This window comes from Blautia parvula (genome assembly GCF_020215665.1).
Taxonomy (GTDB): Bacteria; Bacillota; Clostridia; order Lachnospirales; family Lachnospiraceae; genus Blautia; species Blautia celeris.
The window spans coordinates 2,613,429-2,639,145 of sequence record NZ_CP084061.1 but is presented as its reverse complement, the minus strand read 5'-3'; the positions used below and the strand labels follow the sequence as shown (position 1 = coordinate 2,639,145).

46 protein-coding genes are annotated in these 25,717 nt (G+C 45.7%); 38 read left to right on the top strand and 8 right to left on the bottom strand.

The window, feature by feature from the left end; translation table 11 throughout:
- Positions 1-28: 28 nt before the first annotated feature.
- From LC508_RS12435 to LC508_RS12395, 9 genes are all read left to right on the top strand, one after another.
- On the top strand, positions 29-337 hold the full coding sequence (locus tag LC508_RS12435; RefSeq protein ID WP_033141622.1) for a YerC/YecD family TrpR-related protein: 309 nt from the start codon (positions 29-31) through the stop codon (positions 335-337).
- Between the two features lie 243 nt (positions 338-580).
- A complete protein-coding gene (locus LC508_RS12430; protein ID WP_054352217.1) occupies positions 581-1,093 on the top strand; it encodes a cupin domain-containing protein in 513 nt (170 codons plus the stop codon).
- Positions 1,094-1,109: 16 nt separating this feature from the next.
- On the top strand, positions 1,110-1,793 hold the full coding sequence (locus LC508_RS12425) for a 4Fe-4S dicluster domain-containing protein (protein WP_103732676.1): 684 nt from the start codon (positions 1,110-1,112) through the stop codon (positions 1,791-1,793).
- Between the two features lie 31 nt (positions 1,794-1,824).
- Positions 1,825-3,159 (top strand): APC family permease, encoded by a 1,335-nt coding sequence (locus tag LC508_RS12420; protein WP_033141612.1) that lies wholly within the window; start codon positions 1,825-1,827, stop codon positions 3,157-3,159.
- A 39-nt stretch (positions 3,160-3,198) separates the two neighbouring features.
- Complete coding sequence (locus tag LC508_RS12415) at positions 3,199-3,900, top strand: 4Fe-4S binding protein (protein ID WP_052099498.1); 702 nt, start codon at positions 3,199-3,201, stop codon at positions 3,898-3,900.
- Between the two features lie 224 nt (positions 3,901-4,124).
- Positions 4,125-4,796, top strand: a complete 672-nt coding sequence (locus tag LC508_RS12410; protein ID WP_103732677.1) for a TetR/AcrR family transcriptional regulator — start codon at positions 4,125-4,127, stop codon at positions 4,794-4,796.
- 174 nt (positions 4,797-4,970) lie between these two features.
- Entirely contained in the window at positions 4,971-5,435 is a 465-nt protein-coding gene (locus LC508_RS12405) for a helix-turn-helix domain-containing protein (protein WP_181014517.1), read from the top strand.
- Positions 5,395-6,126 (top strand): ABC transporter ATP-binding protein, encoded by a 732-nt coding sequence (locus tag LC508_RS12400; RefSeq protein ID WP_103732679.1) that lies wholly within the window; start codon positions 5,395-5,397, stop codon positions 6,124-6,126. Before LC508_RS12405 ends, LC508_RS12400 begins: the two co-directional genes overlap by 41 nt.
- Entirely contained in the window at positions 6,123-6,854 is a 732-nt protein-coding gene (locus LC508_RS12395) for an ABC transporter permease (protein ID WP_054352221.1), read from the top strand. The genes LC508_RS12400 and LC508_RS12395 overlap by 4 nt, the downstream gene beginning before the upstream one ends.
- A gap of 61 nt (positions 6,855-6,915) precedes the next feature.
- Here LC508_RS12395 and LC508_RS12390 read toward each other — a convergent pair whose 3' ends face one another.
- From LC508_RS12390 to LC508_RS12360, 7 genes are all read right to left on the bottom strand, one after another.
- Positions 6,916-7,512, bottom strand: coding sequence for a DUF1836 domain-containing protein (locus LC508_RS12390; protein ID WP_033141607.1), 597 nt, complete (start codon positions 7,510-7,512; stop codon positions 6,916-6,918).
- Positions 7,513-7,707: 195 nt separating this feature from the next.
- Positions 7,708-8,820: a tyrosine-type recombinase/integrase gene (locus LC508_RS12385; protein WP_054352222.1), complete on the bottom strand. Its 1,113-nt coding sequence runs from the start codon at positions 8,818-8,820 to the stop codon at positions 7,708-7,710.
- A 243-nt stretch (positions 8,821-9,063) separates the two neighbouring features.
- Positions 9,064-9,255 (bottom strand): hypothetical protein, encoded by a 192-nt coding sequence (locus tag LC508_RS12380; protein ID WP_103733078.1) that lies wholly within the window; start codon positions 9,253-9,255, stop codon positions 9,064-9,066.
- Between the two features lie 62 nt (positions 9,256-9,317).
- On the bottom strand, positions 9,318-9,500 hold the full coding sequence (locus LC508_RS12375; protein WP_054352223.1) for a hypothetical protein: 183 nt from the start codon (positions 9,498-9,500) through the stop codon (positions 9,318-9,320).
- A gap of 190 nt (positions 9,501-9,690) precedes the next feature.
- Positions 9,691-10,569, bottom strand: coding sequence for a hypothetical protein (locus LC508_RS28345; protein ID WP_306800645.1), 879 nt, complete (start codon positions 10,567-10,569; stop codon positions 9,691-9,693).
- A 32-nt stretch (positions 10,570-10,601) separates the two neighbouring features.
- Positions 10,602-10,919, bottom strand: a complete 318-nt coding sequence (locus LC508_RS12365; protein WP_225305373.1) for a hypothetical protein — start codon at positions 10,917-10,919, stop codon at positions 10,602-10,604.
- Positions 10,903-11,655: an XRE family transcriptional regulator gene (locus LC508_RS12360; RefSeq protein WP_103732648.1), complete on the bottom strand. Its 753-nt coding sequence runs from the start codon at positions 11,653-11,655 to the stop codon at positions 10,903-10,905. The genes LC508_RS12365 and LC508_RS12360 overlap by 17 nt, the downstream gene beginning before the upstream one ends.
- 159 nt (positions 11,656-11,814) lie before the next feature.
- On the opposite strand from LC508_RS12360, the gene LC508_RS12355 reads away from it, so the two are divergent.
- The 4 genes from LC508_RS12355 to LC508_RS12340 all read left to right on the top strand — a co-directional run bounded on the left by LC508_RS12355 (position 11,815) and on the right by LC508_RS12340 (position 12,952).
- A complete protein-coding gene (locus LC508_RS12355) occupies positions 11,815-12,039 on the top strand; it encodes a helix-turn-helix domain-containing protein (RefSeq protein WP_054352226.1) in 225 nt (74 codons plus the stop codon).
- A 16-nt stretch (positions 12,040-12,055) separates the two neighbouring features.
- Positions 12,056-12,235 carry a hypothetical protein gene (locus LC508_RS12350; RefSeq protein WP_103732649.1) on the top strand — a complete coding sequence of 60 codons (180 nt, stop codon included), beginning with the start codon at positions 12,056-12,058 and terminating at the stop codon, positions 12,233-12,235.
- 61 nt (positions 12,236-12,296) lie between these two features.
- On the top strand, positions 12,297-12,467 hold the full coding sequence (locus tag LC508_RS12345; protein WP_156120890.1) for a hypothetical protein: 171 nt from the start codon (positions 12,297-12,299) through the stop codon (positions 12,465-12,467).
- Positions 12,468-12,703: 236 nt separating this feature from the next.
- Positions 12,704-12,952: a hypothetical protein gene (locus LC508_RS12340; RefSeq protein ID WP_103732650.1), complete on the top strand. Its 249-nt coding sequence runs from the start codon at positions 12,704-12,706 to the stop codon at positions 12,950-12,952.
- A 56-nt stretch (positions 12,953-13,008) separates the two neighbouring features.
- Here LC508_RS12340 and LC508_RS12335 read toward each other — a convergent pair whose 3' ends face one another.
- On the bottom strand, positions 13,009-13,164 hold the full coding sequence (locus LC508_RS12335) for a hypothetical protein (protein ID WP_158588531.1): 156 nt from the start codon (positions 13,162-13,164) through the stop codon (positions 13,009-13,011).
- A 97-nt stretch (positions 13,165-13,261) separates the two neighbouring features.
- On the opposite strand from LC508_RS12335, the gene LC508_RS12330 reads away from it, so the two are divergent.
- The 25 genes from LC508_RS12330 to LC508_RS12210 all read left to right on the top strand — a co-directional run bounded on the left by LC508_RS12330 (position 13,262) and on the right by LC508_RS12210 (position 25,713).
- Positions 13,262-13,567: a hypothetical protein gene (locus LC508_RS12330; protein ID WP_033143028.1), complete on the top strand. Its 306-nt coding sequence runs from the start codon at positions 13,262-13,264 to the stop codon at positions 13,565-13,567.
- 1 nt (position 13,568) lies between these two features.
- Entirely contained in the window at positions 13,569-13,820 is a 252-nt protein-coding gene (locus LC508_RS12325) for a hypothetical protein (protein WP_158588532.1), read from the top strand.
- Between the two features lie 191 nt (positions 13,821-14,011).
- Positions 14,012-14,182 (top strand): hypothetical protein, encoded by a 171-nt coding sequence (locus tag LC508_RS12320; protein WP_158588533.1) that lies wholly within the window; start codon positions 14,012-14,014, stop codon positions 14,180-14,182.
- Positions 14,179-15,039, top strand: a complete 861-nt coding sequence (locus LC508_RS12315) for a prohibitin family protein (protein ID WP_103732652.1) — start codon at positions 14,179-14,181, stop codon at positions 15,037-15,039. The genes LC508_RS12320 and LC508_RS12315 overlap by 4 nt, the downstream gene beginning before the upstream one ends.
- Positions 15,040-15,245: 206 nt before the next feature.
- Positions 15,246-15,452, top strand: coding sequence for a hypothetical protein (locus tag LC508_RS12310; RefSeq protein WP_146051750.1), 207 nt, complete (start codon positions 15,246-15,248; stop codon positions 15,450-15,452).
- 1 nt (position 15,453) lies between these two features.
- Entirely contained in the window at positions 15,454-15,879 is a 426-nt protein-coding gene (locus LC508_RS12305) for a hypothetical protein (RefSeq protein WP_103732653.1), read from the top strand.
- Positions 15,860-16,081 (top strand): hypothetical protein, encoded by a 222-nt coding sequence (locus tag LC508_RS12300; RefSeq protein ID WP_054353782.1) that lies wholly within the window; start codon positions 15,860-15,862, stop codon positions 16,079-16,081. Before LC508_RS12305 ends, LC508_RS12300 begins: the two co-directional genes overlap by 20 nt.
- 361 nt (positions 16,082-16,442) lie before the next feature.
- A complete protein-coding gene (locus LC508_RS12295) occupies positions 16,443-17,204 on the top strand; it encodes a rolling circle replication-associated protein (protein ID WP_103732654.1) in 762 nt (253 codons plus the stop codon).
- Entirely contained in the window at positions 17,197-17,553 is a 357-nt protein-coding gene (locus LC508_RS12290) for a hypothetical protein (protein ID WP_118594208.1), read from the top strand. The genes LC508_RS12295 and LC508_RS12290 overlap by 8 nt, the downstream gene beginning before the upstream one ends.
- 12 nt (positions 17,554-17,565) lie before the next feature.
- On the top strand, positions 17,566-17,802 hold the full coding sequence (locus LC508_RS12285) for a hypothetical protein (protein WP_054353784.1): 237 nt from the start codon (positions 17,566-17,568) through the stop codon (positions 17,800-17,802).
- Positions 17,799-18,209 (top strand): single-stranded DNA-binding protein, encoded by a 411-nt coding sequence (locus LC508_RS12280; RefSeq protein ID WP_103732848.1) that lies wholly within the window; start codon positions 17,799-17,801, stop codon positions 18,207-18,209. Before LC508_RS12285 ends, LC508_RS12280 begins: the two co-directional genes overlap by 4 nt.
- Positions 18,210-18,218: 9 nt before the next feature.
- On the top strand, positions 18,219-18,581 hold the full coding sequence (locus tag LC508_RS12275; RefSeq protein WP_103732847.1) for a ribonuclease H family protein: 363 nt from the start codon (positions 18,219-18,221) through the stop codon (positions 18,579-18,581).
- Complete coding sequence (locus LC508_RS12270) at positions 18,574-18,834, top strand: hypothetical protein (protein ID WP_103732846.1); 261 nt, start codon at positions 18,574-18,576, stop codon at positions 18,832-18,834. Before LC508_RS12275 ends, LC508_RS12270 begins: the two co-directional genes overlap by 8 nt.
- On the top strand, positions 18,831-19,118 hold the full coding sequence (locus LC508_RS12265) for a hypothetical protein (RefSeq protein ID WP_103732845.1): 288 nt from the start codon (positions 18,831-18,833) through the stop codon (positions 19,116-19,118). Before LC508_RS12270 ends, LC508_RS12265 begins: the two co-directional genes overlap by 4 nt.
- Entirely contained in the window at positions 19,102-19,452 is a 351-nt protein-coding gene (locus tag LC508_RS12260; RefSeq protein WP_033144028.1) for a hypothetical protein, read from the top strand. The genes LC508_RS12265 and LC508_RS12260 overlap by 17 nt, the downstream gene beginning before the upstream one ends.
- A complete protein-coding gene (locus tag LC508_RS12255) occupies positions 19,449-19,679 on the top strand; it encodes a hypothetical protein (RefSeq protein ID WP_103732844.1) in 231 nt (76 codons plus the stop codon). The genes LC508_RS12260 and LC508_RS12255 overlap by 4 nt, the downstream gene beginning before the upstream one ends.
- Before the next feature lie 536 nt (positions 19,680-20,215).
- Positions 20,216-20,416 (top strand): Lar family restriction alleviation protein, encoded by a 201-nt coding sequence (locus tag LC508_RS12250; protein WP_033144174.1) that lies wholly within the window; start codon positions 20,216-20,218, stop codon positions 20,414-20,416.
- On the top strand, positions 20,413-20,943 hold the full coding sequence (locus LC508_RS12245; RefSeq protein WP_033144173.1) for a hypothetical protein: 531 nt from the start codon (positions 20,413-20,415) through the stop codon (positions 20,941-20,943). The genes LC508_RS12250 and LC508_RS12245 overlap by 4 nt, the downstream gene beginning before the upstream one ends.
- Positions 20,944-21,148: 205 nt before the next feature.
- The gene (locus LC508_RS12240) at positions 21,149-21,562 is read left to right on the top strand and encodes a hypothetical protein (RefSeq protein ID WP_225305372.1); all 414 of its coding nucleotides are present in this window, start codon (positions 21,149-21,151) and stop codon (positions 21,560-21,562) included.
- 113 nt (positions 21,563-21,675) lie between these two features.
- Positions 21,676-21,864, top strand: a complete 189-nt coding sequence (locus tag LC508_RS12235) for a type II toxin-antitoxin system HicA family toxin (protein ID WP_054353790.1) — start codon at positions 21,676-21,678, stop codon at positions 21,862-21,864.
- Between the two features lie 36 nt (positions 21,865-21,900).
- Positions 21,901-22,296: a type II toxin-antitoxin system HicB family antitoxin gene (locus tag LC508_RS12230; RefSeq protein ID WP_103732842.1), complete on the top strand. Its 396-nt coding sequence runs from the start codon at positions 21,901-21,903 to the stop codon at positions 22,294-22,296.
- A gap of 711 nt (positions 22,297-23,007) precedes the next feature.
- Positions 23,008-23,304 carry a hypothetical protein gene (locus LC508_RS12225; RefSeq protein ID WP_033144009.1) on the top strand — a complete coding sequence of 99 codons (297 nt, stop codon included), beginning with the start codon at positions 23,008-23,010 and terminating at the stop codon, positions 23,302-23,304.
- Complete coding sequence (locus LC508_RS12220) at positions 23,297-23,542, top strand: hypothetical protein (RefSeq protein WP_103732542.1); 246 nt, start codon at positions 23,297-23,299, stop codon at positions 23,540-23,542. Before LC508_RS12225 ends, LC508_RS12220 begins: the two co-directional genes overlap by 8 nt.
- Before the next feature lie 67 nt (positions 23,543-23,609).
- The gene (locus tag LC508_RS12215; RefSeq protein ID WP_158587376.1) at positions 23,610-23,999 is read left to right on the top strand and encodes a P27 family phage terminase small subunit; all 390 of its coding nucleotides are present in this window, start codon (positions 23,610-23,612) and stop codon (positions 23,997-23,999) included.
- Positions 23,986-25,713: a terminase large subunit gene (locus LC508_RS12210; RefSeq protein ID WP_199688305.1), complete on the top strand. Its 1,728-nt coding sequence runs from the start codon at positions 23,986-23,988 to the stop codon at positions 25,711-25,713. The genes LC508_RS12215 and LC508_RS12210 overlap by 14 nt, the downstream gene beginning before the upstream one ends.
- The last annotated feature ends 4 nt before the right edge of the window (positions 25,714-25,717 follow it).

Below are 25,717 nucleotides of genomic sequence, written 5' to 3'. Positions count from 1 at the left end.
AACTAAACAATAAGGAGAATGTATGTATATGAGCAAGAAAATTCATACGGAGGCAGTAGACTCCCTGTTTGATGCTGTCCTCAGTTTAAAGAACAGAGAAGAATGTTATCTTTTTTTCGAGGATGTGTGTACAATAAATGAGATTCTTTCCCTTTCACAGCGCTTTGAAGTTGCCAAGATGTTAAAGGATAAGAGAACATATCTGGATATCTCTGAGAAGACAGGGGCGTCCACTGCTACGATCAGCCGCGTCAACAGAAGCCTGAATTACGGCAATGACGGATATGAGATGGTCTTTGAGAGATTAGCAGACAAAAAAGAAGAAACAGAAGCATAAAAAAGCGAAGCCGGAACTTGGAAAAGTTCCGGCTTTTCTTTTTTTGGCCCATCATATTGCCGGGACAGGGGACATACACTTTAATAGAATAAAAAGGCAGTGTTTTACTTGACACCACTGAACATGTTCAGTATAATATAGACAAGATTCAACTGAACGCGTTCAGTTAGTGGGAAGGCATTGAGATTCCAGCGCTTTTTGGAAGTGCACACCAAAGAAGCGCTGCATATGGGAGGTAAGAAAATGAATAAAAGAAAATGGGAACATCTGATCATATCTCCGGATTATGTACCGCCGGTGATGGATGATGAAAGAGATGACAAAGGAGATATCAAGACAGGGAGAACACTGGGGCAGACCTATAGCTCCTCCGATTTATTTCCGGACTGTAAGGTGAATATGAGCCTGTCCTGGTTCTATGAAATCCCAAACAAGAATCCATATGTGGATGAACATGTACATGATGTGGATGAGCTGGTATTTTTCATGCCCAATTATAACGGTGTGGGTGATGATATCAATGCCGTGTGGGGGGAGGCTGATTTTTATATTGACGGAGAGCCTTATACCATAACGAAAAATACATGCATCTACTGTCCGGCAGGGGTTAAGCACTGTCCCATCGTTTACAAGGAGATCATCCGCCCACACTGCTTCATGACCATTCTGCTCACCAGTGAATATGTGAGAGAGCAGGCCGGCAGGATTGTAAAGAATATAGGCGGAAAGTTCATTGAGGTTGGAGAAAGCAAGTAGACAAAGGGGAAAGCATATGGACGAGAAAGACATTTTGTGGGGCCTTACGGATTCCAATACCATGGAAGAAGTGCGGGAAAAGGCATTTGCTCTTATCGGAAAGATACGCTTCATGCCGGCAGCCACTGTGAATGAGGGACGGCCTGAGAACAGGATTCTGGATTTTAACCGGCTCAGTAACGGAAATCTGTATTTCATGACATCCAGGGGTAAACCCACGTATGAACAGCTCTGCAAACGCCCGCAGCTTGTGATGAATACGCTGATTGACGAGCGATATTCCCTGCGCCTGAGCGCATGGGTCAGCGAGACAACAGACCAGGCGGTATGGGATGAATTTTTCAAACTGAATCCCGGTACAAAAGAGATGTACCGGAAAAATTTTGACATAGTAGCTCTTTACCGGATTGACAGAGGGGAAGGGGAAATCTTCCATCTGTATGCCAATGAAAGGATACGCAGGCTGCGTTTTGCCTTCGGCGGGGAAGAGATACGGCCAATGACCTACCGCATCACAGAGGAATGTGTGGGCTGCGGTATCTGTCAGGAAAACTGTGTGGAGAAAGCGATCCATCAGAAAGATGACGGAAAATATTACATAAAAGAGATGGATTGTGATGACTGCGGCATCTGCTATACGAAATGTCCGCAGGCAGACACGGCACTGATCTGCCGTTTGAAGGAACAAGGGGAAACTTGAGGTTTGGGCTGAGTGTGAGAGGTGAAAATTTATGGCAAAAACAAATGCTGATGGTTCAAAAAGTTTAGGTCGCGGCGATCTGCTTGCGATCGCAATCGGTAACGTGATTGGCGGCGGTGTTATGACAATGACCGGTCTTGCCATTGGAATTACAGGGCGCTCCATTGTCCTGTCCTATATTATCTGCGCGGTCATGGTTACGATCGTTGCGCTGCCGCAGTTCTTTTTATCAGGGACTATCCGTATGAACGGCGGTTTCTATACACAGGCTGCCATGTTCGGCGGCAAGTGGTTTGCTGGGCTGTATTCTGTTGTGTTCGTCAGTTATTTCTTTGGCGCAACTATGTATTCCGCTTCTTTTGCGGATTATGTGCTCTCCGCATTTCCGGAGATCAACGGCAAGCTGGTGGCTTTCGGAATTCTGACCGTATTCGTGGTTTTAAATCTCTGCGGAATCCAGGTGGCAGCAAAAGTACAGTATGCGCTGGTTATTATTCTGGTCATTGCGCTGCTTCTGTTTACCGGGTTTGGAATTATCCATCTGGAACCGGGGTATTTTGATGAGAACCAGTTCTTCACAAGCGGTTTTACAGGAGTTATGTCTGCGGCGGCACTGCTGTCCATGGCTACAAGCGGCGCTACCTTTATCATCAATATGAGCCGTGAAGCCAAGAATCCGAAAAAAGATATTCCGTTCTGTATCGTTGTGGGAACCGTGATTGTTACTATTCTTTACATCGGTGTCGGTGTAGTGGCAGCCGGTGTGTTCCCGGTAGAGCACGTGGCAGGCCAGAACCTGTCCAAGGTGGCAAGGGAGATCCTTCCCGCTCCGCTGTACATTTTCTTCATCGTGGGCGGTGCTATGGTGGCCCTGGTCACATCCCTGAACGCCAACCTGGGATGGCTGCAGGCTCCTATTGCCCAGGCAGCAGAGGACGGCTGGTGGCCGAAGATCTTTGCAAAACGTAATGACAAGTTTGGTACGCCTCATTATATTATCCTGACCATCTATGTGCTCTGCTCAGTTATCATATTAAGCGGCATGAACGTAGGAGATATTGCGAATATCGGAAATACACTGGCAAACTGCGTACAGGTCATTCTGTGTCTGGCGATCATCACCATGCCTAAGAAAATACCGGAGATCTGGAAACGCTCCCAGTTCCATATCAATGACAAATTATATACATTTTTATGTGTCATGGGTGCCATTGTCAGCGCGGCATTTGTTTACTATGAGTGTCTGGAGATCCACATGAATTATGTGATCGGAATTCTGGTCTATCTGGCTGTTGCATGTATTTATCCGCTGATCCGTCAGAAATTCCACAAGGTCGAGATCGAGGTCAGCTACGAGGAAGCATAAGGTTCACTGAAGAAAAAATCAGATTGGGGAGGTATTGTAATGTCAGATTTTAATCCGGCTCCGGCTCTGGGGCTGACGGAGAAAAGTTCCAATGAAGAAATAAAAAACGCGGCGTTTCAGTTTGTCCATGAAGTGGGCTATATGGTGTTCGGCACAACGGCCATAGACGGGAAAATGCCTACAGCCAGAGGTCTGGAGGTACACTATCTGGATGGAGAAGGCAATTTTTATATAGGAATTGCCAAGGGCAAGCCGGTCTATTATGAACTGCAGAAGAATCCGTACCTGGTAGGAACGATCATCCGGGAGACGGTGAAGCGCCTGTCTGCCAGTGTCAGGCTGAATGCCCATGTGACGGAGGTTGATCCAAAAGAGCACCCGGAGATCTATACAAAATACTGGGAACTGAATCCGGGAACCAAGGCACTGTACAGAAAGGATCTGGATATGTTCCGTATCTTTATCCTGGACAGCGGGGAGGGGGAGATTTTCCATCTTCCTGAGGATGACATTGTCTGCCGCCTGCGCTTCTGCTTCGGCGGCGCACAGGTCCGTCCCTGGGCTTATGTGATCGATCCGGAGCGCTGTGTGGGATGCGGCACCTGTGAGGAGGTCTGCATGGAGGATGTGATCCATCCCACGGCTGACGGCAAATATGAGATTAAACATTTTGGCTGCCTGGAGTGCGGACGCTGTGCCATGAATTGTCCGAATGACGCCATTGACTGCAACTGCAGGTAAGGAAATCTAAACAGGAAAATCTCTCTGTATGGGCAGGGAGATTTTCTTTCTTTATGCAGGAACACATATGGCAGGGTGTCTGCAGAGGCAATGGTTCATCTTGACTGAACTATTACCTGCAGAGGGGGAACAAGCCAGAAAGTGGACAATAATCGTTGACTTCTAAAAATAAGACTGCTATTATGGGAGTGCCGGAATATTTATGAAAAGTTGAGGAAGTATTTATGGGAACAAATGCGGGAGAAGGAAAAAAACAGGAAAATAAGAAAGAAGAGATTCTGAAAGTATCCCGGGAATTTTTTATAGAGCAAGGGTATGAGAAGACAAGTATGCGGCAGATTGCGGCTGCCGCTGATGTGAGTCTGGGACTGGTGGCCTATCATTTCAAGACAAAACGTGACATTGCGCTGGAGATCGTGCAGCGGATGTACCACCGGTTTGCCGCATTTGCAAAAATGTATGTGAGCCGGCACAAGAAGCCGATCCTGTACTCAGGACTTCTTGTCAATCTGAATTACATGGTCTTTTCCTCGGAGAAATATGAGGCATTCTACCGGGACATACTGCGCAATGATATACTGCTTGATGTAATCGCAAAGTCAGGTGTGGAGACTTACATGAGTATCCGGGATAATTACAGGCCGGATCTGTCCGACGAGGAGGCAGAGAAAATGGGCTGGTACGGGAACTTTATCTCTGTCAGCATGGAACGGACGCTGGTGCTCTACGATGACAGTCTGGAGATGATAGAGGGAAGTATCCCTGATGTGATCTTCAAGTCCTATATGGGTCTGTGGAGATTCCCGGATGTGGATAAGATCATGGAGGAAGTCTGCGTGGAGAGCCGGGTGCTGGCGGAGAAGATTTTGAGTGAGCATCCGGAGATTTATGGGTGAGATAATTGATTGGGGAGAGGCATGGGTAGGCCGCTGATATATAAAGCGGTATACGCCATGCTTTTTCTTTTTGATTTACAGCTACGCAACTGAAAATAACAGTTTCTGTTAACACAGATTGGTAGAACTATCCCCATTCGGGCGTTATACTTAATGGAAAGGAGTGTGAAAAATATGATTTCTGTGAATTTGAATACACTGAGAAAACAGATGGGCTACTCCCAGGAAGAGGTGGCTGAGAAAATCGGTGTTTCCCGTCAGGCAGTGGCAAAATGGGAGAACGGTGAGACCGTGCCGGATCTGGATAATACCGTTGCTCTTGCCGAACTGTATGGGGTGAGCATAGATAATCTGGTGAATTATCAGGCAAAGAAGGAAGGACTGCAGATTCCGCCGAAGGGAAAGCATGTATTTGGATCTGTGAATGTGGGTGAGAGGGGACAGATTGTCATACCGAAAAAGGCGAGGGATATTTTCAATATTAAACCGGGTGACAGTCTACTGATCCTTGGGGATGAAGAGCAGGGCCTTGCCATGGTGAAGACAGAGATTTTCATGGAGCTTGCCAAGAAAATTCTGGAAAAAGGGGGAAGATTTGATGAGGGCAATCGAGACGAACAATCTGACAAAGAAATATAAGGATGTGACTGCTGTGGATGACCTGTGCCTGTCTGTGGAACAGGGAGAACTGTTTGCGCTTCTGGGTGTGAACGGAGCAGGAAAAACAACCACGATCAAGATGCTTTCCTGTCTGACCGCGCCCACATCCGGAGATGCCAGGCTGCTGGGGGACAGTGTGGTGACAGCACCGATGAAGGTGAAAGAAAAAATCAATCTCTCGCCCCAGGAAACAGCGGTGGCTCCCAACCTGACTGTGCGGGAGAACCTGGAGTTTATCTGCGGGATTTACGGAATCACAAAAGAGGAGGCAGCCGGTAAGACTGAGGATATGATCAAGAGATGCAGCCTGGACGAAATAGCCGGAAAAAAAGCCGGAACACTGTCAGGAGGATGGCAGAGACGTCTCTCTATTGCCATGGCACTGATATCAGAACCGGATATTCTCTTTCTGGATGAACCCACGCTGGGGCTGGATGTGCTGGCAAGAAGAGAACTTTGGGAAATGATCGAGGGATTAAAGGGTAAAGTGACAGTGGTGCTCACCACTCATTATCTGGAGGAGGCGGAGAGCCTTTCCGACAGAATCGGCATTATGGCCGGGGGCAGACTTTCTGCGGTTGGAACTGCAGAGGAGCTGATGAAAAAGGCCGGAAAGGAAAAATTTGAGGAGGCGTTTGTCGTTCTCTGCAGAGGAGGCAGTTTATCATGAAAATAATGGCATTTGCATCACGTAACGCCAAGGAAATATTAAGGGACAAGACGAGCCTGGGATTTGGGATTGGATTTCCCGTGATCCTGCTGCTGCTTTTGTCTCTTATCGGGGCAAATGCACCGGTGGATCTGTTTGATGTGGATAAGCTGACACCTGGGATCGCTGTATTCGGTATGTCCTTTCTCTCACTTTTTTCAGGAATGATCATTGCAAAGGACAGAACAAGTTCCTTCATGATGCGGCTCTTTGCCTCACCTATGGAGTCAGGTGATTTTATAGCCGGATATACACTTCCGCTGATTCCCATGGCAGTGGCACAGATTCTGATCTGTTTTGTCACTGCCCTGTTTCTTGGGCTTTCCGCCAGCCTGAATATTCTGCTGACTGTGCTTGTCTCCATACCGGCAGCACTGCTGTTTATCGGGATTGGCCTGCTGTGCGGCAGTGTGTTCAATGATAAACAGGTGGGAGGCGCCTGCGGCGCGCTGCTCACCAACCTGAGCGCATGGCTGTCCGGGACCTGGTTTGATCCGGCCATGGTTGGCGGTGTATTTGGAAAACTGGCAAAGAGCCTGCCTTTTCTGCACGCAGTGGATGCAGGGAGATATGCCCTTGCAGGGGAATACGGAAAGATCATGCCGGAACTTTGGTGGGTGCTGGTCTATGCAGCAGCGGTGGATGTGATCGCTGTTTTGGTGTTCAGACATAAAATGAAGAGTGAATAGAGAATAAAACATGCTGCTTTCGGGAGTGAAAACCCAAAAGCAGCATTTAAATTGTACTTTTTTATTTTTTCGGTTCCGCCATGTCATCAATGAGTTTTTCAATCACCTGTTTTTTTACATATACGTCAAAGCTCAGCATACAGATAAATGCAAATTTTTTCAGGAAATCCTGGTTTTCTTCCTCTGCATTTTCGTAGGAATCACAGGCCATTTTGTATTTTCGGACAATGTCTTTTGTCAGGGGGTCAATCTGCTTTATCTCCAGATGCATGATTTCATTGTAAATGTCAGTCAGGCTCAGCTCGCCGTCCTTATTGAAATACTTTTCTGTGAGTGGTCCCAGCAGAACCTGGATATCATTGATGGACAGAATGTTTTTAAAATAGTAGATAAAGGTCAGCATCAGCAGATGCTCTTTTGTATATTTCTTCTTCACCGGCGGCGGGAGAAGGTCGTTCTTGGCATAGTTGTTTATCATGGTTTTGGTCAGAATCTTGTCGTCCGTGTGGCGCTTGGAGGCGGACAGGTGATTCTCCATGAAAGTGGTTACCTGATCCATATATAAATCAATTCCCGGAATTTCCTCAGGCTTTATATAGTCAATACGGGAAATACTAGCCAGAATACTGTTCAGCATGTCTTTGGTATCAATTGTCATCTTATCACCTCTACGCTCTATTATATAGTTTTTAAAACTATTTGTAAAGACCAGATTTCTTTTGGTGACTATATGGCGGAAAAACCCAGTAAAATCAAGGGTTTCGAGGGTTTTCGCTTGCTTTTTCGCGGAACGAAGAATACCAAAAAAATCCCCCTTTTTCCCCCTTTTGTCCCCTTTTTGTCCCCTTAAAAATCACCCGACAATATGGATATTTTTAATTTGTTCTTCTTCCTGCTCTTTTAGTTTCTGTGTAACATGTAAATATATCTGTTTTGTTATAACACTATCCTCATGGCCAAGGCGCCGAGAGATAGCATCAAGGGTCATTCCATTGGCAAGCAATAGGGAGGCGTGAGTGTGCCTGAGAACATGAGGCGTAACCTCGAAGCCCAGAACTCTCTCCGCAGTCCGTTTGAGGGCATTATTATAGACGATGTAAGACACATAGTCACCATGCGTATTGCAGACAAACAATTTGGTGCGGTAACCCTTGAACACACTTTCTTGTTTGGTGAAAAGTAGAATATCCCTGCACGCCTTTTCGAGCTCTGGCTGCATATACACATCCCTGTTAGAGGAGATCGTCTTAGGTGCATCTATACTTTTCTTTGCGGGGAAAATTCTCTTATTAATGTGGATAACATGCTTGGCAAAGTCAATGTCTTGTGTATTTAGGGCAATAGCCTCTCCAATTCTCAGACCGGATAGAGACAGGAACTTAGTTAGTAGTTCCCATTTCTTACTCTTAAAACCAGATAGGAGTTTTTGCAGTTCATCCGATTCCAGAAATTTATCCTCCAGCTTTTCGCGGCGCATGGTATCCTTGAAGGGTTTAAATTTCCCCAGGAAAGAAATATCAGCTATGTAATCATTCTCATAACCCCAGCGGAAGATTGCATTTATTCTGCTCCGGATATTGTTCAGATAACTATTTGGCTTGCCTGTCCTGATCAGAGTTTCTTTCAGAAAATTGGCTGTTATCCGGCTCACCATTATATCTCCATCGAAAATATTGAGGATGGAGTTACACAGATAATAGGTAGAGTTGTAAGAGGATTTCTTTACAGACAGCTTTTGGAAGTCCAGGTATTTCTCAATCAGATTACCGAGTGTAAGGTCAGATTCTTTCTGGTGTCCAGTCTGCCGCTCCTCGATCATGTGCGTTAAGGTCTCCAGAGCTGTCTTCCTGGCAGAGGCCGTGTTCTTATTAAGGGTAACAGAGACACGTTTTTGTTTGCCGGTTAAATAGTCTTCGTACTGTTCCACATACTTGAATTTTCCGTTTTTTTGTTTTTCTGTCCACATTCATATCATCCTCTCTTTTTGTAATTGCCGAAAAAGGGCACAAAAATAACAGCCAACAAGAACAATTGTTCCGCTTGCGTGGCTGCTCCGGAGATGATACAATATTATTGCTTATGTAATATGTGTATCTCTTCGGAGATATGAGCCGTCCTGGTGCTGGTAACACTGGGGCGGCTTTTAATTATTGCATGCTACCATTATGGCAATTTAATCGAAATGGTAGCATGATTTTGTTGGAAACTGTTATTCGATAAAGTTTGCATCACAGCCGCTACAACTTGCATGCCGATGTCCGTTGTAGCGGGACTTGACGACATGAGCAGTAGAGCCGCATATAGGACAGGTGAATTTTGCTTTGTGACAATCCTTGACGGCGTCACAAGCTGCGTTCAAAAAAGTTAACATCTCTTCTAATTCTTTATTGTCGATTTCCATTTATAGAACTCCTTTCGATAGTTTGCTGTTATATTATTTTTTCGCGGAGAACGGCACATTATTTACAGACCGAGCTCTTCCTTCAAATTGTCTTGTGTCATAGAAGGCTGATAATCAGAATCTCCGGATTTGAATTTTGCCAGTGCCTGCTGTTCAGAGGAATCAGGCATAGCCTCTTCAGCATTTGCAAGAACGAATGTTCCTTGAATCAGTTCCAAAATTTTCAGAGCATCTTCTTCGCTCATGATTGTAACTGCTCCCATGATTCTTTCTTTAACAGATTTTTTGTAACGTTACACCGTTAATATATTCCTCACCGCATTGGGTACATTTTAATGATAATGTAGCAGTCGTTGTATTCAGTCACGTAAGTGTTAGTAGTTTTTTCAATATTTTCCTTGTATAAAAAACACATCGTATGTTCGGATCCTTTAGCTATTTAATAAGCTTGTCACGGGCCTGATCAATATCAGACTTTTTTTCTATGATTTGCCCAGGGACATGTTCCAAATCTTCTAGAGAACTCGTATCGCCTTCATGAAGAAAGTTCATAATATTTATAGTTGTATCATAGTACAAATCAGTAATTTCCCCAACCATACGGCTGTAAGTTGTTTCTTCGGCCTTGTCAATTTCGCTGGCGGTCATAATAAAAGTTTGGTTTGAATGTCCCATCGAACTCATTAAATCATCAAGAGTGATTTCACCTGAATCATAGCTTTTATAAGTATTTACAACATTATCCCATGTATCGTTTACAGCAGCATTATAGGAATCAATTTCTGCGATATACTCATCAGAAACAGAATCTTTTTCGGAAGGGGATGAACTAAATGCAAAAAATAAAAGTAATAATAAAAGTGCAACTAAAGTCCATGAGAAAAATAGGAATATTTTACGGAGTTTGCTAGACTTTTTTGAAGGCTTTTTGGAGTGAGAATGATTTGCATGAGCAGGAGCAAAACATGATTTTACCAGAGCCTTGTATATATCATCATTAATTTCCAGCAAGCTTTTTTTACCATTTTTGAATTCTATAGCAACTTGGTATATACCTTTGCTTTTTGCAGATAAACCACCGGCAAGCATACCGACGGGGCCGAGCAGAGTTCCTCCAACAATCCCCCTGGCAACACCAGAGGCAGCGCTTTTCCTGTGTTCATCTGTAATGAGTTCATATGCTGAAACATTATGGTAGTCTAATTTTACACATTTGCCTTTAAAGTTAATTATTATTTGTGGTATCCCTGTGGTGATTATTACAGGGTTATTAATATAATCACCTGCGATTACCATATTTTTTGCTTTTGCCAATGTAATCACCTTTTCCTTTTATTTACTTGAAATCAACTTGCTTCATCAAAATTGAGGTCTGCCATTGCATCACGTAGCCCTTCCAGAACTTCATGTTGTTCAATGTATTCTATCCATTTATATGATATAGCAGATTTGACCTCGCGCTTTAAATTATCATATAAAGGTTGCATGGCTTTCTTCCACATTTCATTTGTGGCCTTTTCGACTTTACCGGGATTCCAACGGCTTTTTGATGGCCTTTTTTGATTCTTATTTTGTTGATATTCAGTAGCCTTTTCCATAAAAATCTCATAACCATCAAAATCGTTTTCGAGATATTCTAAAAATTCTTTATAAGTCAAATTCATCCACCCTTCCTAAAACTTTTCCAACAAGCCGAATATCTTCACTGGCTGGTATATCTGGATAATCCTTATTATGAGATATTAAGCGGTCAACTCCCAATTCTTTGATAAAGCAATCATTGCCTTTTATGAAAATGCCAATATTACCGTTAGGCATTTCATCAAGTTTTTTCACAAATACTTTATCTCCATCATGATATGTGGGTTCCATACTATCACCGATTACCTCGATAACAAAATCAGCCATGTGAGCTACTGGCGTGTCGGGAACTTCAATAAGGTCCGTTGGTATATCATCAAATAAAAACATTCCTTTTCCAGCAGAGGCCATACGCTGATAATAAGTTACAACGTATCTAGGCAATGTTGCTTTATTAAGTTCTGCAAGCTGTTCTTCTTTTTCTTTTAATATTTTTGTGCGATTAAATTCCCTGTTAAGTATAAGGTCGATTAATTCCTGCCCATTTGTATCTAGGTAACGATACTTTTCTATATGTTCATATTCTGAAATAGTAACGTCATTATTTTTTTTTGGTATATTGACAACATCTTGAAATAGATAATTTGCATCAACCTGTAAAGCTTCAAACATTTTATACATAACTGGCTCTTTAGGATGGCTCGTTTCATTTTCATAGTTAGCTACAGCACCTTTAGTAACGCCAAGAAGTTTTGCAAGTTCTTCTTGTGTCATATTAAGGGCGTTACGGGCCTCCTTGATTCTTTTTCCTATTCCCACAATTACACCTCCTCTATAATCATAGAATACTCCCAGTTTCTTGAACTGTCAATAAAAAGTATAAGAAAATTGAGAAAGCATATTGACAGTTCAAGAAAAGGATAATATAATACAAATGAAGTACAAGAATCTTATACAAAAAATATGGGAGGTGGTTATTTGGTTAGGTCAATTGTTGCAGAAAATGCAAAGAAAATTATTGAGCAGAAGTGTCTAAAGCAGGGAGCTATAGCAAAGAAGGCAGATTATGACGGAAAAGTGTTCAGCAATATGCTAAATGGCAGAAAAATTATTACAGATTTAGATGTTATAAGAATTGCAAACGCTTTAGAAGTTGAACCAAATGAATTATATGGAATTGAAAAGAAAACGGAAACGGCATAATGAAAGGAAAAATACAATGGATATTGAAAGGGAAATTTCTGAGTTCAAAAAAAATGAGTTAAAAGAAGTAGAAGAATCAAGGAAGAAGGAAAAGAAACAGGTATATATAAACCCAGATTCTTTAATCGGAAAAGAAATCAAGTACCAGACTGCTTTGCTGCATGAGATACTCCATGAATTAAGGAATAGGGGATGACAAGCACCCCCTACCATAAGGTTAATTGTTGTGAGCCGGCAAAAAGGAAGAGAGGTAAGGTATGGAACGTAGAGACAAGGTATTCCTCGCGAAGAAAATTGTAAAAGAACTTTCATCGCAAGGAATAACTGTAAAGGATTTAAATGATATTTGTGACCTTGTCAAAGCAATTGCAAGTAATGAAAAAATAACACTATTTTGTGTTGAGTCTTTCAACGACTGGTTCGATTAAAGCACTTATTTTAGAATAAGCTTTTTCAAAGGCGTCAATGGAATTTTTACATGCTTCGTCCATTGAAGCGGGCTGAATATCTTGCAGACATTGATTGACACATATAAGAGATAAGTCATAAACCAATTTGTTTTTATCCGAGTAAAATTCTCCCTCCATATTTACTCGGCCCTGGCGGGGGCCTGTAAGAACAATATAAGAATTGTGTCAATGGGGGAAAGAAGGAGGTGAGAGAAATGAACAATATTCAAACAGCACTACAGAACAGAAATCACGAAAAAGAGAAGATTATGCAAGAACCTTATGAAATAGTTAAGGCCAACGAAACACCTGTGGATTATGATCTTGAAGGATCAGATATAGCGGAGAAAATATGCGAACTGCTAATAAAAAGCAAAATGAGTTATTTACAGATGAATGAAGTGCTTTATCAAGCAGACAAAGCACTCCGATACAAGGCATTATCAGATTCCTGGAAATTTTGACCCAAAAAAATGTGATAATGCAGATTCCTCTTGGCAAGTAGCTGTATACACTTCTTCTAAGGCCCGACGATATAGACAATATCCATTGCCTCAGGAGTACCAACTTGACAAGCTGATATGAATACCCAGCTTTTTTCGAGAAGAGCATTAACTTGGGACTCACCGCTTTGATCGTCCCGTATTTCTCTTATTCGATAAATTTTATCAGGCATTTATGTACCCTCCTTTCTTCTGTACTCGGCGCTGCAACGCCTGTAAGTACATTATAGACAGGAGAAACTAATAAAACAAGAGGAGGTGGGAAGCAGTATGACCATTATCAAACAGATGTATGGAAATCCAGTAATGAATGTAAAGGGAATCTGTGAACAGTTCCATATCAGCGACCGTACCGCAAGAAAATATATGAAAGAAATCGAAGCAAACAGGGAAAGATACGGAGAATTTGCTGTAATGGGCGAAGGCCCCCTGAAAAGGGTGAATTACATGGCATTTACAGACTACTGGAAATATCGCAAGATGCTGGGCGATAAAAACGCAAGGAAACATGCGCCAGAGTATGATCCCAAGGAGATAGCAAAGGCATTAGGTTTTTATGCTACGGAGGTGATGTGAAATGGAAGAGCCGATTCACGGTATGACGGATGAAGAAATCCTCCGCAAACAGTTGGAGCTGTTAGCAGAGGTGTCACAAACGGCAGTGGAGAGTAGCTTGGCACCATTAACCACTGCAATGGTTGAAATCTATAAATTATTCAATAGACCAACCAAGATGGTGACGTTCTTGGCATGTTTCTCTGTGATATGTCTTTATTTTGTCATAAGCCTTTTGGTAAATGTCAAGAAGTTCTTCAGGAGAAAGTCCTGAAATGTCCTGCTGTTGAACATAAAGCATTGCGAGTGCTTCTATTTCATTAGCAGGGAAAGATAAAAGCGTGTTATTTGACATGCTAATCTTCTTTCTTTCGTACTCGGCCCTGGCGGGGGCCTGTAAGTACATTATAGGTGGGAGCAAAAAGAAAATCAACACAGAAGACCTGACGGAGTAAGGAGAGAATCATGTGGGTTATATTTTTATTATCCGCAGCCGCATTTGGGCTGGTAGCATTATTAATCTTGTTTATAGGCCACAAAATTTACATTCGGATGCAACGGCAAAAGGAAGTATTCGATGTAGAGAAAGAGGCTTATGAAAAAATAAAAAAAGAGATCCAGGAGGAAACAGAATGAAAAAAGTGATTGTAGGAATTATTATCGCGGCGGCACTGATCGGCGGAGGATACACGGTCATGTCCATGACCCACGTAGGTCAGGGCGAAGTGGGGGTTGTTTACTCCATGAAGGGCGGAGTAAAGGACAAGACACTGGGACCAGGTTTCCATTTTGTCGGGCCGACCGATAAAGTGAAAGACTATCCGGTATCACAGCAGCAGTTGGTCCTTAGTAACAATCCGTCAGATTACGGAGAGAAAAAACATGCTGACTGGCACGTGGATGCCCCTGCAGATGGCGGGATGGTCAAACTTAATATAACTATGAATTATAATTTCCTGCCCGACAGGGTGACGGGATTATATGAAAAATTTAATGGCATGGACGGGGACGCCATAGTGGACAGTATGGTACAGAACTCCATCATTGCCTACATAAAAGAGGTCACGCCGCAGTTTTCTGTTATGGATATTTACAGCACAAAGAGGTCGGAAGTGAGCAAAGCGATCACGGAATACCTGAATGAGAAATTGGATCCGGAATATGGAATCAATGTTGCGTCAGCCCTTATCATTGATGTGCAGTTAGATGATGCACTGAAAGAAAAGGTGCAGGCAAAAGAACAGGCAAAGCAGGATGCGGAGAAAGCAGAGCTGGATAAACAGACCGCGATAGCACAGGCCGAGACAGATAAAGTAAAAGCAGAATCAGCCGCAGCGGTTGAAATTGAAAAGGCCAGAGGAGAAGCGGAGGCAAACAGACTCAAATCTGAAAGCATTACGCCAGAACTGATTCAAATGATGGAGATGGAGGCCCGCAAGGAACATGGATGGGTGACTGTCCAGGGTGCTGACACAGTAGTTAAAGAGGAGTAATAAAGAGGGCCTGCTTTTGGGGGCAGGCCCGCATGAAACAAGTACAACCAGTACCGCATATCTTTAACAGGAGGTGTTTAGCATGGCAAAGCAGAAAAAAGAGATCAAGTGCACCGCCGAATATACGGAAGGCTGTGCACAGAGATTAACAGATGCTCTGGTAGACATTTACTACCAGAGAAAGGCTTAGGGAAGACTTGGGGAAATTGAAAAATACAAGGAAGATAAAACCACCTAAGGGCGGGACCATGGGACAAGCAGGAAGGAAGATCAAAATGATACATGCAGTGATAGCTTTTATACTGGTGTGCCTTGTATATAAGCTTCCGCTCTGGTCGATCGTAGTGTTCCTGGTAGGCACTGCGGTCTCCAGGGGAGCAGCAAGGACATTTAAGGAATTGATAGAGGAATAAGATGAGAGTCATGCTTGTAGAAGAGGAAATAGTGGCCGGGATCTGGCACGTTTCGGAAGAGCTTGCAAAGAGCAATGATCCGGAGAATAACATGAAGGCAGTTGCACTGGTCTGGTGCTTGGAGGCACTGGGGCTGGACAAGCCGGAAGAAAATAAAAGGGCCCTGTCAGCGGGGGCGCGAAACAGGACCCAAGACCAAAATAGTCAAATACATAATAACAGGAGAAAGGAGAAAATGCAAGTGTACAGTACGATAGCAGAAGCAATGATTCGGAGATGGGTAGACGGGAATTTCCGGACTGGGAGCGTAAAGATATATATGAACGGGAGAAGTGCAAAAGTGGTAGATAAAAATGGGGACAGCCTTTATCTGGTCTATGATCCAGAGCAAAGAGAGGTGAACGTATATGACCCAGAAGAAATTTAGCACCCTGCAGGCAGACATCGAGCCGATCTTCCGGGAGATCGAGCAGGTAAAAGAGAAACACGGCTTGACCACATTGTCGCTGGAATCTTTCCAGCTTTCGGATCAGTACAGCGGGAGCTGCGCAGGAAAAGACGGGTTTCTGGCCCGCCGGGAATTCAAACATCGGAGGGACAGCACTACGTCGTTCAGGCTGTTGATATAAAAAAGAAAAGGCAGACCGAGGGAGCAGCCGCCTTTTCTCAAGGGTTATGATGCTTAGAAATTAAGATAAGAAGCTCATGACTGTATAGTAACACTGCCATTAAAAAATGTCAAGATATCCTCAAAAAAATTAGGGATCAGAAAATAAAAAATGGCAGAAACTGTGTGCTCTTCTGGATCATACAGTGCAAAGAAAGGCAGGTACCGAAGAAACCTGCCTTTCCTAAAGAAGGCGCCCCGAGCTACAGGGTACGATTCTATATTACTATCATGAAAAAAAGATGTCAATATATGGGGAGAAGATCCCCTTTTTATCACTTGATAAGACTATTAAACTTGAGATAACACAAGGGGAATGAGATATGAAGACGAAGCGGGTAACATATGAGTTCGCGGATGTGATCGAGCGGGAAGAATACCTTGACGGGAGGTATGGGGCCCCAGGAGAGAAAAGGAGCGTGAAGAAGAAGGCGACCCCGGAGCAGGTGGCCCAGGTGAACCAGTGGAACAAAGAGAAGAAGGCCAGGCACCGCCTGCGGAAGTATTTCAAGGTGAACGATTATCTCATCACCCTGACCTATCCAAAGGACAGACGGCCGAAAGATATGAAACAGGCAAAGGCGGATTTTCGGGAGTTTTATCTGGCCGCCGGGAAGGAATACAAGAAAAGGGGCATGGAGCTGCGCTGGATCCGGAACATCGAGTGCACCCCGACCGGGAACTGGCACATCCATGTAGCCCTGAACCGGATCCCGGATACGGACATCATCATAGAGGCGGCCTGGAAGCACGGCAGGGTAAAGGACAAGCAGCTGCTGTACCGGGAAGGGAACTTCAAGAAACTGGCCCAGTATCTGACGAAAGATGCAAAGAGCCAGGAGAAATATGTCGAGAAGGGCGTGCTGGACCATAAGGTCGTAGAAGCAAACTACTCCGTTTCTAGGAACATGCCCCTGCCGGAGCCGGAGAAAGAAAAGCTGGACCGTTGGCCAAAAGAGCCGGAGGCGCCCAGGGGCTGGTACATAGATAAAGAATCATATTTTGAGGGAAGGAACAAGGTGACCGGATTTCCTTACCGGCATTATACCCTATTCCGGATCCAGACAGGAGGAAAGCGTGAATGAGCTGATGTACCCCAAACAGGGGAAGAAGAAAAAGAGAAAGAAGCATGGGAAGAGCATCCTACAGGACCAGTCCTGTAAACAGTGCTTCCTGTGTATGCTGCTGGAAGGGGACTTCCGGGAAAAGCCGGTGCAGGACCATCATGTCTTTTATGGGAGCGGACGCAGGCAGATCAGTGAGGAGCAGGGATTCAAAGTGAACCTGTGCCTGCGCCATCATATCGACGGGGCGGAGGCCGTGCATCAGAACCGGAACTATGACCGGATGCTGAAACGAATGTGCCAGCAGGTCTATGAGCTGGATCACAGCCATGAGGATTTCCTGGGACTTTTCCATGAGGATTTCAGATGAGGAGGATAAAAGATGAAGCTGGGACAGAGGATGAGCCTGGGACAGCTGGAGGAGATGCACCAGCTGGCTCTGGAAGGGAAGAACGCGCTGCAGATCTCCAGGAGCATGGACGTGTCTCCTACGACAGTCAGGGAGTACATGAAGAAATGGGGCCTGGATGACAAAGGAGGGAAAAAACAGGGAAAATACCCGCCGCAGCTGATCGCGGAATGGGACAGATTACATGAAAGGTATGGGAAGAACGTATGAACAGAGTCGTATTGATCGGAAGACTGACCAGGGAACCGGACAGCAGGTATACACAGGGGGAGGAACCCTTTATGATCACGACCTATACCCTGGCCGTGGACCGGGCCCGGAAGAAGGAAGGGGAGGCAGAAGCGGATTTCGTCCGCTGTGTGGCCTTCCGCAGACAGGGGGATTTTGCCGCAAAATATTTCCGCCGGGGGATGAAAGTGGCCGTAAGCGGCCGGATCCAGACGGGGAGCTATGTGAATCGGGAGGGGCGTAAGGTATATACCACGGATGTCATCGTGGATGACCAGGAATTTGCAGAGAGCAGGAAGGCAGAAGAACCGGTGACGCCGGTGCCGGTGGACGAGGATGGTTTTATGCATTACCCGGATGAGGCCATGGATGACCTTCCTTTCTCTTAGGAGGCAGCCATGAAAAAAGTGAAGATAAGTATCCGGATATGTGGAAAGACAGCCACAGCGAACCTGCTCTATGTGGATAAGAGCGGGAAAACGCATAGATCTGTGAAGCAGGTGGAGAAGGGGCCTGGGGACACCCGGGCGGCAGTGGAGATAAAAGCCCTGCTGGCAGGCCTTCAGGCCCTGCGGGAGCCGGTAGAGCTGGAACTGTCCGCCCCGGCACATATAGGATCGGCGGTAAAGAATGGCTGGCTGGACCACTGGGCGGCATCCGGCGGTAAAAAGTATGATGGGAAACCGGTAAAATGCTGGGAACTATGGGAGCAGGTGCATGAGCATCTGCAGAAGCATAAGATAGGAGGAATACATGGATAAGTTAAAAACAGACGGGGATATCATGGTGTATCTCAGGAATATCAGGGACAACCTGGAGAAGATAGCAGAAAAGACTGGGCAGGAGATCCATTTATATGTAAATGGCAAGGATTACGGATCTGTAGAGACCGGAGGATATATCGCCATAAAGGTAAACGGGCGGGAAAGTTACCAATACCGGCTGGATGAGGTAAAGGACTGGAGACATGTGGAGCCGGATCAGATCGCATTTGAAAAGGGGGAAAGAACATGACATTTAGAGAAAAATTGCAACAGGAACTCCCCACGTTTGTAAATGAAAAATGGTGGGGAGGATGCAATGGTTGCCCGGATACATATGGATATGAGATAGAAAGCGATTGTATAGCATTAGATGATGAAACGGACGAAGACAAGAAAAGGCATTGCACAGAGTGCTGGGACCGGGAAGCACCGAAAGAACGGGAAGAACCGAAAGAAATGACCTTTGCGGAGATAGAGCAGGCCCTCGGACACCCGGTAAAAATCGTAGGTGATAGCCATGAGAGCGATCAGTGAGATGTATAAGCGTTCCGGAGGTACCGACTATCGGAACCTATGCGCGGAGTGTGATAACTTCTTCCGAGAGAACAGAAGATTCTGCTGCAGGCTGTACCAAGAAGCTGGAGGAACGAGGCAGTGGCAGCCACAGTGGATTGCCTGCAGGTATTTCAACCTTCCGTACCTCCCGGAACAGAATCGAGGAAAAACGGAACAGAATCGGGGAAAAGCGGAACAGAGACAGGGAGAACCGGAACGGGAAGAGACGGGACAGATCTCAGAGCAGCAGGAAGGGGTACAGATGAGTATCTTTGATTATCCGGAATATCTGTCGGGAAGGGAAAGAACATGACAAAAGGTGATAACATCAGGCGTATGCTCGCGACGGATGAGGGCATAGCTGATTTTTTTATGGAACATGGTATAGATGATGGGATTGATTTCTGCCACAGTGAAAATAAGCCGGAATGTGAGAAACTGGTAAATATCCAAGGCGGAGGGTCAGTACCGGATGAATGGTGCCGGCAGTGTCTGACCGAGTGGTTAAAGGGAGAAAGTTTTAAAGATAGGGGTGTATGAAATACTGTGTGAAAGAACAGAGAGACAATTAGAAGAGGTATATCAGAGCAGAAAGCCTTATTTGAGTAAAAAGGGTGAATGCGAGGAATTACATGATGTTTGGATGAAGAGATCAGGTCAAATATCAATATCAGAATACATGCAGGCCAGAGACAATACACCTATACGACATTGCGGCCAATGTGTCTGCCGGAGCTGCCTGTACTGGTGGTCAAGTCGTTGCCTATACGGTGAGTGCTATGATGATTACCGGGCAAAGGTGGAGCCATACGACAAGGCTCATCCAGATAAGCCGCCACGGACTGCCTGGAGCAACTGGGATAAGCCGGGAGAGCAGGCGCACTGGTGTAGAGGCGGGATATTTTATCCGGTCCATTACTGCCCAGGGTTTACAAAATATAAAGGCTGCCAGGTAAAGGAGTGTCTAAAGTGCAATGTGGCAGTGTATCAGGATGGGTACATAGCATGTAGTCTGGTGGATACTCTGGGCTGTACGGCGTGCTATCAAGAATTTGAGGATAGATTGGAGGAGAGCCATGAGTAATGCGAAGTTAAAGCCATGCCCATTTTGTGGTTGTAAAGAAAAGTTCTCAGCAGAGATACCCACAAAAAGAGGAAAGGTATATCAGATTATATGCTGCCACTGCGGGGCAAAGACAGGGAGAAAGAAAACGGAAGAAGAGGCAATAGCAGCCTGGGAACGTCGATATCATATAGAACAGGAGAAAATAGGATGAAGATAAGAGTGACGACAGAAGGTAAGAGTGTAGCGATAGACTTAGAGAAGAAGCTGGGAGAAAAGGTATTCAAAGCGATCGTGCTGCAGTTACTGCAGGCAGATGGAATGGACCAGGGGCAGCAGTCGGAAACACTGGTGAAGGAGCAGCTGCCAGGAATACCGGTGCAGATCCAACCGAGAGCAAGAGTGAAAGAAAAGCCAGAAGATTCAGAAGAACCATCTAAGAAGCTGGGAGGTGCGTATACATACAAAGGATTCTTGTATTTAAAGTGCCCTTCCTGCGGGCATACAAGAGGATTTTGTACAAAGAAAGAGATAGGAGGATATCATTGTGAACTATGCGGAGCATATCACCCATTTACAGAAGAATTGAAACAGCTGCAGGTGAATTGCCAGTGCGGGAGAAAATTTGAATATATGACCAACAAAGAGGAAAAGATGTTCGATATCAATTGTATAGACTGCGGAGGTCCCGTAGCTGTGAACTATAACGAAAAGAAAGAGATTTATGAGACGATCAGATAAAGAGGAAGGAGAAGAAGTGTGATGGGAGCACCACAGATCATATATGCAGTTTTATTAGGGTTCAGCATAGCGGACAGTTTTGCTAATAACGGGCGGATCAGAGCCGGAAAAGTGAGTTTCGGTCAAACATGTATCAGATGTCTGCTCACTTTGGGGATTTTATGGTGGGGAGGATTTTTCGGATAGACAGCAGGAGGTGAGGCCGTTGGAGAGTAAGATGACCAGGAAGATGTTAGATGATTACATAAAGATAAAAAGAGAGATCCCGGTCCTGAAGATGGAGATTCAGGAGATGCAGACAGGGGAAGGCGGCCTGATAAGCAGCACCGTGTTTGATTATCAGAGAGGATTTCCACGGGCACAATCTGTGGTCGGCATGGACTGGAAACTCTTCGAGAAGAGAAAAAAGATCCTGGAGCAGAAGAGGAAGAGAGCCAGGGCGGTAGAGATGTGGATCGAATCGATAGAGGACGGACAGACCCGGTGCGTGTTCCGAATGTTCTACATGGAGGGAATGACCTGGGAGCGGATCGCGGCCAAAACAGGATATCAAAGCAGTCCGGACTATCCCCGTTTGATGATACGGGATAAATATTTAAAAAAGTGTGGGATAAAATAGATTCTATACATCAGCCACTTATTTGTGCACGTGATAATACGTATAAAAAAGATTGACATACGTAATAATACGTGATATAATAAAAATATGATAAGGAAAGGAGATACGAGGAAATGCCAATGACTTCAAAGGAGATGATAAAACATCTGAAAGACAACGGCTTTGCAGAGGTGAGTCAAAATGGTTCCCATGTAAAAATGAGAAACCAGGCGACTGGAAAGCAAGTGATCGTACCTTATCATTCCAGATCTTTGAAAAAGGGGCTGGAACAGGCTATATTGAAACAGGCAGGGCTGAGATAGTGCCCTGCCTTCGGCAGGAGTATGGAGGTAGGAAGCATGAAAAAAACATTTTATCCGGCTGTTTTTCATAAGGCAGAAGAGGGAGGATACTGGGTATCATTCCCTGACTTTCCGGAATGCCTGACGGAGGGGGATGATATGGCGGAAGCGTATGAGATGGCAGTTGATGCGCTGGGCCTGGAACTCACAGATAGGATAAAGCGGAAAGAAGAGGTACCGGCTGCAAGGGAAGCGGATCAGGTAGATACAGAAGACGGGGTGCTGGTCATCGTAGAATTCGATCAGGAAGCATATAGAAGAAAGCACAGCAGCAGGGCAGTCAAGAAGACATTAAGCATTCCGGAATGGCTGGATGAAGAGGCAACGGCAAGGGATATCAATTTTTCTCAGGTGCTCCGGGAGGCACTGCTGGAGAAGATAAATGCAGGATGAGTAACAGAAGAAAGTGATAGATAGGATAGCAGTTTAGAGCAGACAAGGGCGCATTCCTTTCCGGGAACGTGCCCTTTTGACGTCGGGAAAATATGAGATAAAGTGTAAGTAGTTTGTGTTATATTAACAATAGATACCGTAGGCGACACCAAATGGCTCATTTGGAGGTTGACTATCCTCCTTTTTGTAATTTGGCTACTGGGTGTTGTAATTTTGTTGGTGTATCAAACTCAGGCGGCAACGATTAGTATAATGTAATTCATGATGTTTAGGAGAAATCTTATACATAAAAAACCAAGCACTCAAGGTACTTGGTTACTTGCTGAAAGTGTTACCACAGTTCAGCTGGTTTATAATTCTTTCTCGACAATTGAATTATAACACTGTGGTATACCTTTTTCAAGTGATTCCTTTGACTTATAAGGGCGCCTTCCTTTCAGTGAAGGTGCCTTTTTAGTGTATTATAGAAAAAATATAAGATAAAGTGAAAATAGTTCGTTTTATTCGTTGGATTCGTTTTATACTAACAATAGAGCCACTGGGCGGAACCAAACGGCTCATAATCCCCTTACATTTATGTAGTCCCCTTTGTTTTCCAGCCGTCAGGTGTCACAGCCTGGCGGCTGGTTTTTAATCAGAAAAAAAGAAGATAGAACATCAGAGCGTCCAGCAGAAGTGCTGGGCGCTCTTTCTATGGGCAGGAGGCGGAAGATGGATTACCAGTCAGGGAAATGGAAGAAGAAGCGGGCACACATCCTGCGGCTGGACGGCTACCGGGACCGGGTGGCAGCCATGTACGGCAGGAGCGGGGACGCGGACACAGTGCACCATATCTATCCGGCAGAGGAATACCCGGAGTATGAATGGATGGACTGGAACCTGATCTCTGTGAGCCGCGCCACGCACAACCGGTTAGAGAACCGGAAGACCGGAGAATTGACAAAGGAAGGACGGATGCTGCAGCGTCTCATCCGTCCGATGGAAGATTGGAGGAAAGGACATGGATGAATTATTAAAGGCATTACGGGAGGGCACGGTCAAGTCCGGGGATACCAGGCAGATCGATCTGGTCAATGAACTGGGCAGACAGATCAAAACCCTGCAGCAGCAGGCGGACACGATGCCGGTGAGAGTACTGGAGGAGAGCTGTGAAGCGATGCTGCCATATGGATGCAGCATCCATATCCAGGAGATGCAGGTGCATATCTATCGGGAGAGCCCCCCTGGTCCCGAAAAAGAGGCCTGAGGCTCCTCTACTGGGGGAGTACCTGTTCTTCCATCTCCGATGGAAAAAAGAAAAAGGGGGGAAACCCGTGAAAAAACAGACTATGAGCCGGAAGCGGAATGCGCTGTACCGGGAGACAAAAGCCGGCATGGAGGCGCTTGGGACATATAAAAGTGAGTTCGAGGCGCCTATCAAAAGGTACGTGGAACTGCGCCTGCAGTACGACATATTGAACGAAAAATGGTATGAAAACGACTGCCAGATCACAGAGGTATACACGAACAAGGCGGGGGCAAAGAACCAGAGGAAGACGGCACTCTATCTTGCCCTGGAGACCATGCGCAGGGAGCTGACGGAGATGGAGAATGTTCTGGGGCTGACCCCGAAGGGGCTGAAGCTCTTAAAGACAAAGGGACTGGAAAAGAAGAAAGGCGGCGCACTGGCAGAAGCGCTCCGGAAGGCAGATGGAGAAGTATAAAAACTGGGATGCCGTCATGGGGTATGCAAAGGGTGTGGTGTCGGGGAAGATCCGGGCGAACAAATACCGGATCCTGGGCTGTGCAAGGTTCCTAAAGGACTTAAAGAACCCGGCCTATGACTTTGACCCCAATGACGCGGAGTTCTGCATCCGCATCATCGAGAGCACTCTCTGTCACCAGCAGGGAGAAAAGCGGGACGCTACGCCTCTGCGCGGGACCCCGTTCCTTTTGATGGACTTCCACAAGTTCATCGTTTATAACCTGCTGGGGTTCAAGATAAAAGGGACAAAGGTCAACCGGTTCCATGAAGCACTCATCTTTATCCCTAGAAAGAACGTCAAGACCAGTTTTGCAGCAGGGCTGGCGTATGCCCTGGGCCTTTTGTACCGGATGTCCGGTTCCAAGATCTACGTGGTGGCCGCTGCGCAAAAGCAGACCATGGAGACCTTTGGGTTCTTGAAATACAACATCACCCGCATGGGAGAAGAGGAGACTTTCCGGATCATCGACAACAACAACGAGCATTCCATCAGCGCCGAGATCGGAGGAGGCCTCTTCAGCCTGCAGGCCCTGGCTGCGAACCCGGATGCCCAGGACTCTTTCAACTGTAACGTAGCGATCGCGGATGAGATCCACGCGTTCAAGAGGCCGAAGCAGTACAACCTGTTCAAGGAGGCCATGAAGGCATATTCCAATAAGCTGATGATCGGCATCTCCACGGCGGGAGATGACCCCAATGGATTTTTAGCGAACCGGGTGAAGTATTGCAAGCGCGTCCTGGATGGACAGGTGGAGGATGAACAGTATTTCATCTTCATCTGTGAAGCGGATCCCCAAAAGGGGGAGGACGGGAGCGAATACATCGACTACCTGGATCCTACAGTCCATGAGATGGCCAACCCGGCTTATGGGGCGTCTATCCGTCCGGAAGAGATGATGAACGACGCGATGCAGGCCCAGAACGACCCGCAGCAGAGGAAGGACTTCTTTGCAAAATCCCTGAACGTCTTCACAAGCTCTGTGGATACTTACTTTGACATGGCAGTCGTGCAGGCATCGGATGAGAAGTATGACTGGAGCCTGGAGGAACTGGCAGCGCTGCCGGTGACCTGGTACGGCGGGGCGGACCTCTCCCTGATGCATGACCTGACAGGAACGGCCCTTCACGGCCGGTACAAGGATATCGATATCGCGATCACCCACGCCTTCATGCCAGCTGCGCTGGCAGCCCAGAAAGCCGATGAGGACAGCATCCCATTCTTCTGGTGGGAGGAAAAGGGATGGCTGACCCTGTGCAACGGCACCGTCATCGACTATGAGGAGCCGGTGATGTGGTTTTTGAAAATGAAAAAAATGGGCTTTAAGATCAAGTGGGTTGGTTATGACAGACGGTACAGCCGGGAGTTCGTCCTGAAGATGAAAAAAGCCGGATTCCGGGTACGGGATCAGTCCCAGCGGTACGTGGAGAAGACGGAGGCCTTCCGCGAGATCGAGAACAAGTATAAGGAACAGAGGTTTTATTACTGCCATAACCGCGCCTATGAATACTGCATCCAGAACGTGAAGGCTATTGAGGACAGCGATGACTTTGTACGGTTCGAGAAAGTGGAGAAGCACCTGCGCATCGACTTGTTCGATGCGGACGTCATCGCGGCAAAGCAGATGCTGATCGATATCGAAAAGAAGCAGAAGGCGAGCGAATGGTTTTCATAAGGAG